The organism is Streptomyces sp. NPDC014864 (assembly GCF_043081525.1).
GTDB lineage: Bacteria > Actinomycetota > Actinomycetes > Streptomycetales > Streptomycetaceae > Streptomyces.
Genome location: NZ_JBIBWT010000018.1, coordinates 64,502 through 77,883, shown reverse-complemented (window position 1 = coordinate 77,883; position 13,382 = coordinate 64,502). Strand labels below are relative to the sequence as shown.

The 13,382-nt window shown below is 69.8% G+C and carries 14 protein-coding genes and 5 pseudogenes; 12 read left to right on the top strand and 7 right to left on the bottom strand.

The features are described from left to right. Nucleotide 1: 1 nt before the first annotated feature. The 4 genes from ACF1A5_RS27580 to ACF1A5_RS27565 all read right to left on the bottom strand — a co-directional run bounded on the left by ACF1A5_RS27580 (nt 2) and on the right by ACF1A5_RS27565 (nt 2,837). A complete protein-coding gene (locus ACF1A5_RS27580) occupies nt 2–451 on the bottom strand; it encodes a DUF3618 domain-containing protein (RefSeq protein WP_392195581.1) in 450 nt (149 codons plus the stop codon). Further along, a complete protein-coding gene (locus tag ACF1A5_RS27575; RefSeq protein WP_392195580.1) occupies nt 448–879 on the bottom strand; it encodes a phage holin family protein in 432 nt (143 codons plus the stop codon). Before ACF1A5_RS27575 ends, ACF1A5_RS27580 begins: the two co-directional genes overlap by 4 nt. A 377-nt stretch (nt 880–1,256) precedes the next feature. Further along, complete coding sequence (locus ACF1A5_RS27570) at nt 1,257–1,718, bottom strand: phosphatase PAP2 family protein (RefSeq protein WP_392195579.1); 462 nt, start codon at nt 1,716–1,718, stop codon at nt 1,257–1,259. Between the two features lie 75 nt (nt 1,719–1,793). Continuing rightward, complete coding sequence (locus tag ACF1A5_RS27565) at nt 1,794–2,837, bottom strand: YihY/virulence factor BrkB family protein (protein WP_392195578.1); 1,044 nt, start codon at nt 2,835–2,837, stop codon at nt 1,794–1,796. A gap of 281 nt (nt 2,838–3,118) precedes the next feature. Here ACF1A5_RS27565 and ACF1A5_RS27560 point away from each other — a divergent pair. The 6 genes and pseudogenes from ACF1A5_RS27560 to ACF1A5_RS27535 all read left to right on the top strand — a co-directional run. Further along, nucleotides 3,119–3,226: pseudogene (locus ACF1A5_RS27560) on the top strand (IS5/IS1182 family transposase); the annotation flags it as partial. Then, nucleotides 3,220–3,414 (top strand): annotated as a pseudogene (locus tag ACF1A5_RS27555) (hypothetical protein); the annotation flags it as partial. The pseudogenes ACF1A5_RS27560 and ACF1A5_RS27555, both read left to right, overlap by 7 nt. A gap of 67 nt (nt 3,415–3,481) precedes the next feature. After that, nucleotides 3,482–4,087, top strand: coding sequence for a hypothetical protein (locus ACF1A5_RS27550; protein ID WP_392195577.1), 606 nt, complete (start codon nt 3,482–3,484; stop codon nt 4,085–4,087). 224 nt (nt 4,088–4,311) lie between these two features. Then, complete coding sequence (locus tag ACF1A5_RS27545; RefSeq protein ID WP_392195576.1) at nt 4,312–4,965, top strand: response regulator transcription factor; 654 nt, start codon at nt 4,312–4,314, stop codon at nt 4,963–4,965. Continuing rightward, nucleotides 4,956–6,224 carry a sensor histidine kinase gene (locus ACF1A5_RS27540; protein WP_392195575.1) on the top strand — a complete coding sequence of 423 codons (1,269 nt, stop codon included), beginning with the start codon at nt 4,956–4,958 and terminating at the stop codon, nt 6,222–6,224. The genes ACF1A5_RS27545 and ACF1A5_RS27540 overlap by 10 nt, the downstream gene beginning before the upstream one ends. A 38-nt stretch (nt 6,225–6,262) precedes the next feature. Beyond that, nucleotides 6,263–7,537 carry a hypothetical protein gene (locus tag ACF1A5_RS27535; RefSeq protein ID WP_392195574.1) on the top strand — a complete coding sequence of 425 codons (1,275 nt, stop codon included), beginning with the start codon at nt 6,263–6,265 and terminating at the stop codon, nt 7,535–7,537. Here the strand turns inward: ACF1A5_RS27535 and ACF1A5_RS27530 are convergent. Beyond that, nucleotides 7,509–7,964 (bottom strand): hypothetical protein, encoded by a 456-nt coding sequence (locus ACF1A5_RS27530; RefSeq protein ID WP_392195573.1) that lies wholly within the window; start codon nt 7,962–7,964, stop codon nt 7,509–7,511. The genes ACF1A5_RS27535 and ACF1A5_RS27530 overlap by 29 nt on opposite strands. Nucleotides 7,965–8,095: 131 nt before the next feature. Between ACF1A5_RS27530 and ACF1A5_RS27525 the strand changes: the two genes are divergently transcribed. Together ACF1A5_RS27525 and ACF1A5_RS27520 are read left to right on the top strand one after the other, a co-directional pair. Then, entirely contained in the window at nt 8,096–8,299 is a 204-nt protein-coding gene (locus ACF1A5_RS27525; RefSeq protein ID WP_392195572.1) for a hypothetical protein, read from the top strand. Nucleotides 8,300–8,363: 64 nt separating this feature from the next. After that, nucleotides 8,364–8,698: pseudogene (locus tag ACF1A5_RS27520) on the top strand (transposase); the annotation flags it as partial. A gap of 257 nt (nt 8,699–8,955) precedes the next feature. On the opposite strand, the pseudogene ACF1A5_RS27515 reads toward ACF1A5_RS27520, so the two are convergent. Then, nucleotides 8,956–9,174: pseudogene (locus ACF1A5_RS27515) on the bottom strand (transposase); the annotation flags it as partial. 214 nt (nt 9,175–9,388) lie between these two features. Between ACF1A5_RS27515 and ACF1A5_RS27510 the strand changes: the two are divergent. The 4 genes and pseudogenes from ACF1A5_RS27510 to ACF1A5_RS27495 all read left to right on the top strand — a co-directional run bounded on the left by ACF1A5_RS27510 (nt 9,389) and on the right by ACF1A5_RS27495 (nt 12,382). Continuing rightward, the gene (locus tag ACF1A5_RS27510; RefSeq protein ID WP_392195571.1) at nt 9,389–9,562 is read left to right on the top strand and encodes a hypothetical protein; all 174 of its coding nucleotides are present in this window, start codon (nt 9,389–9,391) and stop codon (nt 9,560–9,562) included. Between the two features lie 2 nt (nt 9,563–9,564). Continuing rightward, nucleotides 9,565–10,053: a hypothetical protein gene (locus ACF1A5_RS27505; protein WP_392195570.1), complete on the top strand. Its 489-nt coding sequence runs from the start codon at nt 9,565–9,567 to the stop codon at nt 10,051–10,053. Between the two features lie 4 nt (nt 10,054–10,057). After that, a pseudogene (locus ACF1A5_RS27500) lies at nt 10,058–10,578 on the top strand (DUF6529 family protein). A gap of 529 nt (nt 10,579–11,107) precedes the next feature. Beyond that, on the top strand, nt 11,108–12,382 hold the full coding sequence (locus ACF1A5_RS27495) for a cytochrome P450 (protein ID WP_392195569.1): 1,275 nt from the start codon (nt 11,108–11,110) through the stop codon (nt 12,380–12,382). 96 nt (nt 12,383–12,478) lie between these two features. Here ACF1A5_RS27495 and ACF1A5_RS27490 read toward each other — a convergent pair whose 3' ends face one another. Further along, nucleotides 12,479–13,036 carry a GNAT family N-acetyltransferase gene (locus tag ACF1A5_RS27490; RefSeq protein WP_392195568.1) on the bottom strand — a complete coding sequence of 186 codons (558 nt, stop codon included), beginning with the start codon at nt 13,034–13,036 and terminating at the stop codon, nt 12,479–12,481. Nucleotides 13,037–13,382 lie beyond the last annotated feature (346 nt).

Below are 13,382 nucleotides of genomic sequence, written 5' to 3'. Positions count from 1 at the left end.
CTCACCCCCTCCGGCGGCGGCACGCCAGCCACATCAGGACGGCCACACCGGCTGCTGTCAGCAGCAGGGTGCGGTTGTCCCGCGCCGCCTGTGCCCCCTGGGCCGCCTTCTGCCGCACCGGTTCGGGTGCCTTCTCCTGCAGCAGTCGGGTGGCCTGGGCGGCCTTGGCTCGGGCCTGCCCGACAGCGGATGCGGCCATGTCCTTCACCGGGTGGGGGATCTTCTCCTGCACCTGGGCTGCCGTATGGGCGGCCTTGGCCTTCAGCTCTCCGGCCTTGGTAGCTGCCTGCTGCTTGACCTCGGCTGCCTTCTCCTGGGCGCGGGCCCTGACGTCCGCCTTGGCGGCCAGCGCCTCGACCGTCTGCCCGAGTTCCTCGCGAGTGTGCTCGACCTGCTCGCGCAACTCCTCAGGGCTGGAGCCGGTAATCTGCTCGTGGGGCGGCTGGGTCATCGCTGTGCACTCTCCTTGATCTCGGCCACATCGGCCTTCACACTCTCGGCCGTCCGTTCGGGCGTCGGCGGCGCGCCTTCCTTGAACTGCTTCCTGCCGCTCAGGGCCATCACCGCGGCGATCACCCCCAGCACCGCCGTGACGATCAACGCCGCCGCCCATACCGGCAGCGGCACCGCCAGGGCTGCGATCGCGGTGACCACCAGGGCCTGCAGCATCAGGAAGCCGACCACCCCGGCGCCGCCGAACAGGCCACCGCCTTTGCCGTAGCGTTTGCCCTTCTCCTTCATCTCCGCCTGCGCCAGCCTCATCTCGCCGCGCACCAGCTCCGTCAACTGCTGCGACGCACGCTGCACCAGCTCGCTCACCGGCTCGTCGGTGCCGTGCGTGCCACTGCGCCCGCCAGAGGGTGGCTGGATGGTCGACACTACGATCACCTCCCGTCTTCTCTGTTCTGACCAACGACGGGGCCGTGCAGGGGGCCCGTCGCGTGAGCACGCGGGTACCCCGAACTGGCCGGATCAGGACACCGCCTCGGCGCGGTACGCGAGCGAAGGGGTTGAGCCGTGGGTCGCGAGACACCCGCATGGCTGCGGCCCGGGTGCGTCGCGGCGGTGGCCTGGCGGCTTGTCCGCGTGCGCCTGGCAGTTGAGGCTGCCGGGCACACAAGCAGGCCCGCTCACGCAAGTTCCGAGCGGGCCTGCGCAGGCAGAAGACCCCGGCCGGGCGGTGTCGTTGGCGGTACTGGTGACCCGGCCGCCGGCCGGTCGTCACCGTCAGGCCGCAGGGTCACGGGAAACGGCCGCTAGAGCCAAGAGCGCAAGACCAGGCGCGGGGCGCGGCCGTTGAGCCAGGCGCTGGCCAGGCCGATGGCGGCACCGACGGCCACGTCGCTAGGGTAGTGGGCGCCGCTTTGCACACGTTCGACGGCCACCATGGCGGCCGGCACCGCGCACAGCACTCCGGCCGGCGGCCACGCCGTGGCAACCGCGGCCGTGAAGGCGACCGCCGCGGCGGTGTGCCCGGAGGGGAAGGACGAGGAGTCGGGACGGTCCTCGACCTCATCGTGCGGGAACCACTCCTTCGGCGGCCGGGGACGCTCGGCCAACTGCTTGCACACCGCGTTGGACACCAGCTGCGCCACGGCCACAGCACCCAGGCCCGCGGCGGCGGCCCTGCGACCGCGCCGGCCACCCATGCGGCCGCGCCGCACCACAGCAGCGAGTCGCTTGGTCAGGCTCCGGTCTGTCTCACGAATCCCTGCCATCACGTCCATAGTCTGCGGGTATCCCGTCGATCATCAGCCATGCGGCGCGGAACCCGCGTCGGTGCTGCCGCGCGGTCAGGTCTCGTCCAGGCGACGCCGGTCCTCCTCGTCCCACTTACGGGTGTCGCGGGGCTGGGTGTACGGCTCAGCCTCGGGCGGATGCCCGCCAGCGACAGCCCGCTGCCGTACCGTCTCCGCGTCGAACTCCAGGCCCAGCAGGATCACCAGGTTGGAGATCCACAGCCAGATGAGGAAGACGATCACCCCGGCCATCGTGCCGTAGGTCTTGTTGTACGAGGCGAAGTTGGCGACGTAGAACGCGAAGCCGGCAGAGGCGATCATCCAGATCACCAGGGCCAGGAAACTGCCCGGGGTGACCCACCTGAACCCCTTCACCTTCGCGTTGGGGCTCGCCCAGCACAGGATCGCGATCATCACGGTGACCAGAACGACGAGGACCGGCCACTTGGCGATCGACCACACCGTCAGCGCCGTGTCCCCGACCCCCAGCGCCTGCCCGGCCTGGTGGGCCAGCGAGCCGGTGAAAACCACGATCAGCGCGCTGATCACGGCCAGCACCATCAGCACGACCGTGACCCCGACCCGCACCGGCAGTACCTTCCACACCGGGCGGCCCTCGGGCATGTCGTAGACGGCGTTGGAGGTGCGGATGAACGCCGCCACGTAGCCGGACGCCGACCAGATCGCCAGTGCCAGACCGACGAGGGCCATGACCGACCCGATACCGGCATTGCCCTGCAACTGCTCCACGGCCCCAGTGATGATGGTGCGGGCGGAGCCGGGGGCGAACTGTTTGAGGTTGTTCAGCACCGTGTCGGTGGCCGACTTCCCGGCGATGCCGAGCAGGGAGACCAGCGCCAGCAGCGCCGGGAACAGCGACAGCACCCCGTAGTACGTCAAGGCCGCGGCGCGGTCGGCCAGTTCATCGTCCTTGAACTCCTTCAGCGTCCCCTTGAGGACTTTGCTCCACGACCTCTTGTGCAACTTGGTCGGGGCATCCGGTGCCCGCTGTTCGACCTCCGGGGCCGGACCGGCCTCCTCCGGTGCAGGCACCTCGTCATCGCGGTCGGCGTCTTTTCCTGGATGCAGTTTCGCCATACCCACTGAGTAACCCCACGCCAGGCCCCTAACGCTCATTTGGCAGCCTCGGCCTGATCCCCGCCCAGGCCGGGCGAAGGTCGCAGCCGCGACGTAGCGGCGCGCTGACGGCCTGGCCGACGCCTCCAGCCCGGCCTCCAAGCGCTCGCTCCTCCACGCCTTCGGCAGCCTCGGCCTGATCCCTGGGGACCGGTGAGCGTGTTGACGCCTCCGCCTTCCGGGAAGATCTCGTTCAGGTTGTGGCCGGTGCCGTCCTTGGGCAGGTGTATGTACAGTGCGCGTTCCGCCCCTTGCGCATCCGCTGGGAGAGACGCGACGACATCCACGAAGCCTTCCTCGGCCTCGCCACCTGCCTCATCACACACCGACACGTCCAACCGCTTTGTTAGGACCTCTTAGCTTGGCGTTTAACCTCGCTGGGCTTGGTGGGGTCCTGCGACGCCCGAGTGCACTGCTCGGCGGGCTTGCGCTGCACCTGGCGATCCCGTTGCTGGTCATCCCGCTCGTCGCGGTCCTGCTGCACGCCTCGCCCGACTCCGACGGCGACAGCGGCCTGGTCACCGCGATGATCCTGATCGTGGCGATGCCCGTGGCGGCCGGCGCCACGGTGTGGACCGGCAAGGGGGACGGCGACCAGGCCGACCATGGTCGGCCTGGTCCTCGCCTCTACCCTCATCAGCCCACTCACCACACCGCTGGTGATCGAGCTGCTGTCTCCGCTGCTCAGTGGCGGCTACGCCGGCTCGCTCGCCGCGAGTGTCCACACTGCGGGCGGTGGCTTCGCCTTCGTCAGTGTGGGGCTGCCCTGCGCGGCGGGCACCCTGGTCCAGCTCGCCCTGCCCGCGTCGTTGCGCGGCCGGGCGCTGGGCGCAGTCGTGCCTGCGGCCCTGGCCGGCTCGCTCGTCCTGACGTACGTCAACGCCAGCGGCGCCCTCGGCTCCTTCGTCGCTCGGCCACGCCCCTTGCTGCTGGGCGCCGCGCTGGTCGTGGCGGCACTGGTCTGCCAGCTGTCGTTCGTGCTCGGCCGCTGCGCGGCGCGGCTGCTGCGGCTGGGCCCGCCCGCCGCTTCCTCGCTCACCCTCGCCTCCGGCATGAACAACAGCGGCGCCAGCGCCGTACTGATCACCGCCGTGCTCCCGGACAAACCCCACCTACTGCTCCCGGTCCTCGCCTACGGCCTGCTCCAGAAGACAGTCGCCAACCGAGTCGTACGGGTCGGGCCTTCCAGGGGGTTGCGTTCCATTGCCTAGAACATCGCGGTCCCCGGCCCGACGCCGGGAACCGCAGGACACCGGTGCGCGCAGGCTGTCGCAGCCTGTTCCCAGGGTGCGACAGGCGTCGATGGCTGCGACCGTAACGGTGAAGAGTGATCACGGCAGGGGCAGGCCGTGCGGCAGCAGCGGGCTGTTCCCGATCGTCAGGCGGCTGACCAGGGGAGATGGAGAACTGGGACGGGAGTATCTAGGGTCAGCGCGTGGCTTTCATCATGGTGTGCGAAGACGACGCGGCGGTCCGCGACGTCCTCAAGCGCGCCCTGGAGCACGACGGCCACACCGTCTCCGTCGCCGCCACGGCCGACAGCCTGCTGCGGCAGCTCGCACCGGCGCCCCATCTGGTCGTCCTGGATCTCGGACTCCCGGACGCCGACGGCCGCGACGTCTGCCTGGCCCTGCGGGCTCGCGGCGTCGACGCGCCGGTGTTGATGCTCACCGCCTTGGACGGCCTGCATCACAAGGTGGGCGGCTTCGAGGCCGGCGCCGACGACTACATGACCAAACCCTTCGACATCCCGGAACTGCTGGTCCGCGTCCGCGCGCTGCTGCGCCGGGCCACCGTGGCGCCCGCACCGCGCGAGGTCGTCCTCGATCCGGCGAAGCACGCGGTGACCTACGATTCGGTGAGCATGAGCCTGACCCCGACCGAGTTCCGGCTGCTGGGCCGCCTGATCGCCTCGCAGGGCGACGCGGTGCGCCGCCACGCCCTCATCGCTGCCGGCTGGCCGCACGGGGCGCAGGTCAGCGACAACACCCTCGACTCCTATGTGCGCCGGCTGCGGGCCAAGCTGAGTGCGCTGGGTGTGGCCGAGCGTCTGGCGACCGTCCGCGGCGTGGGCTACCGATGGCAGTGACGGGATTCCGTAAACGGGTCGTCGCACTCACCGTGCTGATCGCCACCGCCGTGGTCGCGGTCCTGGTCGTGGTCTCGCACGTGCTGCTGAGCCGGGTGACGGACGCCGACGCGCACGATCTGGCACGTACTCGCGCCGAGGCGGTCGCGGCGAACGTCACCGCCAAAGGCGGCCGTGTCGTGCTCACGGAGAACAGCAGCGAGGCGCTGGACGAGGTCGCCTGGGTGTATGCCGACGGCCGCCTGCTCGACGGGAACGTGCCGCCGAGCCTGGTCGATCGCGTCGAGGAGCTGGCAGACTCGGGGCGATCGCAGACCGCGTCGGTCGGCGATTACCTCCTGTATGCGCGGAAGGTCCCGATCGACGGCCACCACGTCATGGTGATCGTCCGGGTGGATCTCACGCCCTACGAGACATCCGAACAGCGCAGCCTGACCCTGTCCCTGATACTGGGCGGCCTCACGATCCTCCTCGCCGGCGGTGTCGCACACATCGTGGTGCGCCGCGCGCTGCGGGTCGTGCACGAGATGGCCGCCCTGGCCGACGAATGGGGCCATCACGAACCCGGGCGCCGCTTCGACCTCGGGATCCCCCGCGACGAGTTCGGGGAACTGGGGCGGACCCTGGACCATCTCCTGGAGCGCGTCGACAACGCGCTGGCGGACGAGCGCCGGCTCACCGATGAGATCGCCCACGAGCTGCGGACACCGCTCACGGTCCTGCGGGCCGAGGCGCAGCTGGCACAGCTGTCCGGCGAGCCAGTGCCGCCGGAGGCGGTGCTGAGCGAGGTCGACCGCCTCGATGCGGCGATCACGACGATCCTGCGTGCCGCGCGCGCACGGACGGACAAGGGGACCCGATGCGATCTGCGCTCCGCCGCGCGGCAGGCGATCGCCGGCCGCGCGGTCGAGGTCGCCTTTCCCTCGAAGGTCGAGGTCGCCGTGGCGGCCGACGTCGCCGTGTCGCTACTGTCGCCCCTCCTGGAGAACAGCCTGCGGCATGCGCGGTCGCGTGTGTGGATCACCGCGCGCAACCAGGACGAGGCCATCGTGGTCGATGTCCTGGACGACGGCCCGGGATTCGATCCCGCGGACGTCGACCGGGTCTTTGAGGCGGGTGTGACCGGCGGCGACGGGTACGGGCTGGGGCTGCCGGTGGTCCGGCGCATCGCCGCCTCGGCCGGTGCGGAGGTCCGCGCGGTCGCGGACGGCCGCGGTCACGTCGAGGTGACACTCCCGGCCGCCCGTGCAACCACGTAGTCAGGTTACGTGCAGATTCCCCGCGTAAACCTCCCCACATGACAACGACAACGGAAGCACGCACCCGCAGCGGGCGCCTCATGCTCAACAAGGTCCCCGAGGTCACCATCTGGTTCTGGGTGATCAAGGTCCTGTGCACGACCGTCGGTGAGAGTTTCGCCGACTGGATCAACATGAAGCTGGGCGTCGGCCTGGTGAACACGGCCTGGATCTTCACCGCGGTGTTCGTGCTGGTCCTGGCCGTCCAGCTGCGACTGAAGCGGTACGTTCCGTTCCCCTACTGGCTGACCGTCGTCGTTGTCAGCGTCACGGGCACCTTGTACACCGACATCCTGACCGACCAGCTGAATGTGCCGCTGTGGATCAGTTCCGCGGTCTTCTCGGTGCTGCTCGCGGTGGTCTTCGGTGTGTGGTGGCTGCGTGAGCGCACGCTGTCGATCCACTCGGTCACGACGCTGCCGCGGGAGTCGTTCTACTGGCTCGCCGTTCTCGTCACCTTCGCGCTCGGCACCGCGACCGGCGACTGGACTCTGGAGCTGACCGGCTGGAGCCCGGGCGTCTCCGTGTTGCTGCCGCTCGGCCTCATCGCGGCGATCACGCTGTTGTGGAAGTTCGGCGCGAACCCGGTGCTGTCCTTCTGGCTCGCCTACATCCTGACCCGCCCGCTGGGCGCGAACATCGGCGACTGGCTCGCCTCCCCCAAGGTCGCCCAGAACCCGGGCGACCCGACCGGTCTCGCGCTGGGCACGTTCACCACCAGCCTGATCTTCCTCGGCCTGATCCTGGCGACGGTGGTCTACCTGACGGTGACGCGCTCGGACGTGACCGAGACCCACGAGGCCACCCACGCCGCACCGGCCACCAGCAACCCCCGCAAGGAACGCACCGCGCTGGCCGGCTTCGGACTGCTCGCCCTCGCCACCGCGGGCCTGCTGGTCTGGGCCCACGGCCAGCCGCACGTCGGCCCGGCAGCAGAGGAAGACAACACCTCCGCCGTCCAGATGGCTCCCGGCCAGGCGGTGAAGAAGTTCCCGCCCGCCAAGGTCGCCGCGCTGAAGACCCTCGCCTCCACCTCGCTCAAGGACGCACGCTCGGGGAACGCGACGGGCGCGCACGCGGCCGCACAGTCACTGCGTGACCTGTGGGATGCCGACCAGGCCTCGCTGCAGCCGCTGGACCAGACCGGCTGGACGTCCATCGACGCCCAGATGGACAAGATGCTCAAGACGTTCGGCATCGATCACTCGAACCCGCCGATGTCGCCTGCGCAGCAGGAGAAGGAACTCAACGCCCTCCTGACGGACATGGGCTGACAGACCGCACAGCGCCTGGCCGGCCACCCGGCCGACGGGCTCGGTGTGCCGAGGCGGCGCGGACAACCGCGCTTCCTCGGCACACGCCGACGAGCTGCGGACCGCAATTCGGCCAGGGCCGCCTGCGGCAGCCCGGGCATGTCCGCAGACTCTCGTAGGGCAGTCGCTGACCGGATGGCGTCGGCCGAATGAGTGCAGACCCTCCAGCGCGAACAGGCGAGGGCCAGTCAACTCCTCGTCCCGGCCCCATCGCTCTAGCCGCAGCGCTCGAGGCGGTAGCCATGCCCTCGGAGCGTGGTGATATGAGGCAACCGGCAAGGGCGGCCGGACTCCTCGGTGGCCTGGGTGAGCGTCGGCGCAGGCCGGCCATGGTGACGTCCAGGGTCTTGGTGGGGCCGAACCAGTTCTCGTCCCACACCTGCGCCATCAGCGTTTCCCGAGAGACGGCGGTGCCGGGGTTCCTGGCGAGCAGGGCGACCTTTCCCGGGTGCGGCAACCTATCCATCGCCGACCGTTAGCCGCTTGGATGGGCTCCGCGGGAACCCTTCAGGAGGTGTCATGGCGAAGGTCACCATCAGCCTGGACAGCGATTTGGCCATCGAGGTCATGCTGCTGGCCGGCACCAGGAGCCCGCAGGACGCCGTCGAGTTGATCGTCCGGGACTACCTGGCACGGCGTCACCGCACCGAGGCGCGTGCCGGTAACGCCACCGACCAAGAGCGCCTCGCCGACCGGCGGTCAGCGCCGGAAGAGGGCCGCTGAGGACTTCAGGTTAGATCGGCGTGTCGGCTGGTGGTTGAAGGTCCTCCTGGGCAGGGTCCGGCTGGTGTCTATCGATCTTGTCTCCGACGACCTGTGGAAGCGAATAGCTCCACTGCTGCCAGAGCGGCCGCCCCGACGTCACCGTCATCCCGGACGGCTGCCGGTGCCGGACCGGGTTGCGCTGGCGGGCATCGTGTACGTGCTGCGCAAGGGAGTGGCCTGGTGCGACGTCCCAGCCCAGGTCGTCGGCTGCTCGGGGGTGACTGCCTGGCGTGGGCTGCGAGACTGGACCGAGGCTGCCTCTGGCCTCGCCTTCATGAGGCACTCCTGGCCGAGCTGCGGGCAACCGGCCTGCTGGGCATGGACGATGCGGCCATCGACGGCTCCCACATCAGGGCTCCAGGAGCGTGGAGAGAACACGAGGTTCGAGAGGGCCTTCCAGTAACGCGACTTCTGAGACCTGACTTCCGCGTCACCCCGGCGCAGGTGCGTGATGCGCGGTATGCCGGGGAGCACCTCGTCGAGTTCACCGAGGTGCCTCAGGCCCTGGAGTGGCGGGCCAGCCAAGCGAGCTGACCCCGTGGAGAAGGAACCGGCGGGCCGTTCGAGCCGCCGGTCAGCCCAGGTAGCCCGTGTCTGTGCACTGAGCTTGGCGTTTATCCTCGGCGGGCTTGGTGTTCCTTGATCGACTCGGCGCGTTTGACCGTCTTGCCGGCCTGGCCCGGTGCTTCTTCGAGCCGGGAGGCCGTCCCGGGCCCGGCCTGGACGGTTTCGGTGCGGCCGCCGAACGGGCCGCCGTCGCACGGACGTTGCGAAACCCCCGCCGGACACAGGCGGGGGTGAGGGCGGCGGGGCTCTGCGGGCCGTTCCCAAGGCGCCTGCGCGGGGCAGCCGGTCACTGGCCGCAGTTCGGGCTGCGGCCCTTTCACTGCTGATGGTGGCCGCGGCGGCCCGATCGGGTGATGGCCCGCCCGCGGAGAGTGTCGGCGTTGGCGCGGCCGGGAACGTGGGCCAGTCTTGTCGCGGAAGGGACGTCCGCCAAACATGGCCGTGCACTGCTTCGGATCTCCGCGCCCAGCCCGCGGCGGAGTGAAGTTTCGCCAGGCGCGGCTCACCGTCACCCTCCAGGCCAGCAGCTACGAACTGTGGTGCTCCATCCACAAACACCGGGAACTCAGCATGGACACCCACCTCCAGGTCGGCGGGAACGGCCCGGCGTCACCGGCCCCCGGCAGCGCCGCCGCGACCGCGACCAGGCAGTAGCGATGGCTCCCGGACCCGGCGTCCGCCCGCGCCACCACACGGTCATCCGGGTGCTGCTCCAAGTGGTGACTGCGGCCGCACTGGCCGTGGACGCCTACGTGCACGCCAGCCTCGCCTCTCCGTATGACCGGGTCGGGCAGCAGATCAGCCAGGGAACGTTGTTCCGCCTCGAAGCCGCCGTAGCGTCCCTGGCCGCGCTGCTGGTCCTGCTCCTCGGTCGCCGGCGGCCGGTGTGGGCGTTCGCCTTCCTGGTGTCCGTCTCCGCGCTGGGCGCCGTGCTGCTCTATGGGTACGTGAACGTGGGCGCTCTCGGTCCGCTGCCGAACATGTACGAGCCGTTCTGGGGGACGAAGAGGACCGGCAGCGCGATCGCCGAGGCGGTCGGCGCTGTGACCTCGCTCGTGGGCTTTCTGATCACCGGCCCGCCGCGCTCTGCGTCCACTCGGGCCGGCGCCCCTCGGGGCGGCAAGGCCGACGGCGGGGGCGGCTGATCACATGGCACGCCTCGCCTCGCGCACCGAACCCCGGCAGCTCCTGGGGCTGCTGCTGCCCCTGGCGGTGACCGTCCTCATCTGGTACGGGCGAGTGCACACCCCGGAGTACCGGCGCAGCCGCTTCGGGGTGCTGGGCCACGGCGTCTTCCTGCTCAAGGCCCAGCTGGGCAGCGCTCTGCTGGGACTGACTCTGGTCCAGCTGCTCCTCGCGCTGTGGATGTACGGCCAGCTGCCGGGCCTGCGCCGCACCCGGTGCCCATCGTGCACCGCCTGATCGGTCTGGCTGCCTTCGTGCTCTCCCTCCCGATCGCCCAGGAATGCATCATCGCCTACGGCGTCAGCCTCACCGGGACCCGCGAGGCGCTGCACTCGCTCGCCGGCTGTTTCTGGGGCCTTTGTCGCCAATGTCGTCGTGGTGCGCCACCGCCGCTCGCCGGTGGCGCGCTCGTCATGGTGATCGCCCCGGCCTGGCACTCGGCGGCGTTCTGGTGTCTGAACGGGTACTGGGCGCCCGGTCTGTAGGCGGACGGCGCCGGTTCGGTGCCGTCGTCGGCCACTATCGGCAGTGGTCACCAACCCGCCGCCTCCCGAGGTGCGAGGTGACCGGTTCGCGCGAATGCCGTTCCGTTCCTTCGGGGCGTTGGTGCCGCCGGTCTTGAGGTGCCCGGCGCCGCCACACCTCGCGGCCGGGGGCCGCACTGACCGCCGACACCGGGGCGACGTTGGCCGGCTGCGGGCCCGGCCCGCAGATACGCGCCTTGTATCCATGTGTCATATGCGAAAAAATGGGACATTCAGCACATGGCGCTGAAGGCAAAAGAGAGGAGAGCCTCATGATCACCAAGCTGCTCGCCAAGTTGTCCTTCACCCGCAACTACGGTGCGTACGGGGCCCACGACTGGGGCACGCACACCGGATAGGGTGTGACTTTCCCGCTCGGCGGGCGCCCCCGGGCTCCCGCCGGCTCCTGGCCACGCTGCCGACGATATCGGCCGGACTGGTACGAGAAGTCAGGGGCGATCCCATGGGCCGAGTGAATGAGCCGCCGCGGTTGCCCGGAGGCAGCTTCGCGGCCTGGAGCCGCGACCGGCTGGCACTCGCGCGCCGTGGCGCTGACGAGTGCGGGGACGTATGGCAGCTGGAGTCGGGTGTCTACGTAGCCGCTACGGCCGGGGTGTGTGAAGCGGTCCTGCGCCGCGCGCAGGACTTCCCCAAGCCGTCGTCGCCCCTCTTCCCGCCGTTGAAGCGGACCGGCGGAGCGCCGACGCCCGAGGAACGCGTGCACGCTCGCGCCGCCCGCATGCGCGGACTGCGCCCGCAGGCGGTTGCGGCCCGGATCGGTGAGATCGCGCCCGGGACCGCTCGATTTGCCGACCAGTGGCCCACAGGCCAGGACGTCGAGATTCTGCCCCTGGTCCGGCCCGTCCTGGCAGAGATCGGAGTGCGCTACCTCTTCTCCGAAGACGCTCCTGCCCTGCTGCCCTTCGCCTGGCAGCTCTTCGTGGCCCGGGAGGTGCTCGTACGCCCCTCTCACTGGGTGTGGCCGCGCTGGGTCCCCACACCGGCACGGCGGTTCCGCACACGGCGACAAGTCGCCTTCACCAACGCTTTGCGGCCCATCGTCCGCCGGCGCCGTTCATCGGGCCGGCTCGGTGACGACGTGCTGGGACAGATGCTCCGGCCTTCCTCCCGCCACGGCCCGCTGTCGGAAGAAGTCATCCTCGACACCCTCCCCGGAATCACCGTCGCCACCTTCGAGACACCCTCCCGGGCAGCTGGATGGATCCTGCTCCACCTGGCCCGATACGCCCAGGCCGCGGACCGCGTCGCGGCCGAAGCCGCCCTGCTGCCCGCCGACCCGGCCACGACGACCAGCACCCACCTCGAAAACCTGCGATACACCCAGGCGCTGGTACGCGAAGTGCTCCGACTGCACCCCCCGAGCTGGCTGCTCACCCGGCGCGCCCCGCGACAGACGCAGCTCGCCGACTACACCATCGACGCCGGATCCACCGTTCTCGTCTGCCCCTACACCGCCCACCGCGACACACGGGAACACCCCGAACCGGACCGCTTCCGGCCCGAACGCTGGCTCGACGATTCGGGCTTGTCCGCGAAACCCGGGGTCTTCCTCGGCTTCGGTACCGGGCCGCACGGCTGCGAGGGCGCCGCCCTGGCCATGGCCATGCTCACGCTCATGACCGCGCAGACAGTCCGCCGCTACCACCTGAGCGAGCCGCCCGACGCGGAACCCGGCTACCGGGTCACCACCTTCGAAGGCCTCGCAACCGCCGGCCTGCACCTGCGTGCCACCTTGCGCGGCTGAGGGCAGTCCTACTTTCGGTGGCAGGCCACCTACACCCGCGAACAACGAACGTCGATCAAGTCCGAGTGCCGTTCCACACGCGCTTGGATCATCGGCTCATGGTTCGCTCATCGTGTGTCGCCGGTCGAACTCGTCGACGAGCATGCCCATCATGACGAGGTCGTGGTGCCCGCCGGCGAAGAAAACGTGTTCCCGCAAGCGCCCCTCCTCGGTGAAGCCGAGCCCACGAAAAAGTCCCAGCGATGCCTCGTTGTGGGCCAAAACCGCCGCCAGGCATTTGTGATAGCGCCGCTCGGCGAACATGAAGCGCAGCAGCAGCACCACGGCTTCCGTCGCGTAGCCCTTGCGCCGGTGGCTGGCGCTGATGGTGATATCGAACTCGAACCAGCCTGAGCGAGGGCCGGTGCGATGCGAGCCGACTGTACCGACCAGCTCTCCCGTGGCCGTCGCTTCGACCGCCAACCGGAAGCGGTCGTCATCGCACTCGGCAATGGCCTGCTCCTTCGCCCAGGCACGGTAGCTCTCGGCAGACCTCGGCAGCTCCAGCCGGCCCCCCTGCGGTCCGTGATCGTCGGCGAAACGCGCGAACGCCGTCCAGTCGTCGGGTTCGACAGCGCGCAGGCGTACCCGATTACCGGTCCAGGACGATGCCATGCCCTATTTGATCACGCTGCTGTGCGCGCGAGGCCGACAGGCACGCCGCGGCAGGCACTGGAGCCTGCCCACGCGATCGACGGAGTCCCAATGGCCCGGTCAAGCGCCACTGCCCGAACCCTGCCGAGTGGGCACGCGACGGGCATGGGCTGCCGCCGGTCACCGCCCTAGTAGTTCGATCCGACCTTCTACACACTCGGCGTCTCGCTGCCGTGCCGCGTACGCCGGTTCTCCACCAAGGTACGCCGCTGTCCAGCGTCATTGATGTCAACGTTGGATGTCAGGCGTTCCTCTCCCGGGCCATCGGACTCGCCGGTATCGGTGCCACTGTTACGCTGGTTTTCTG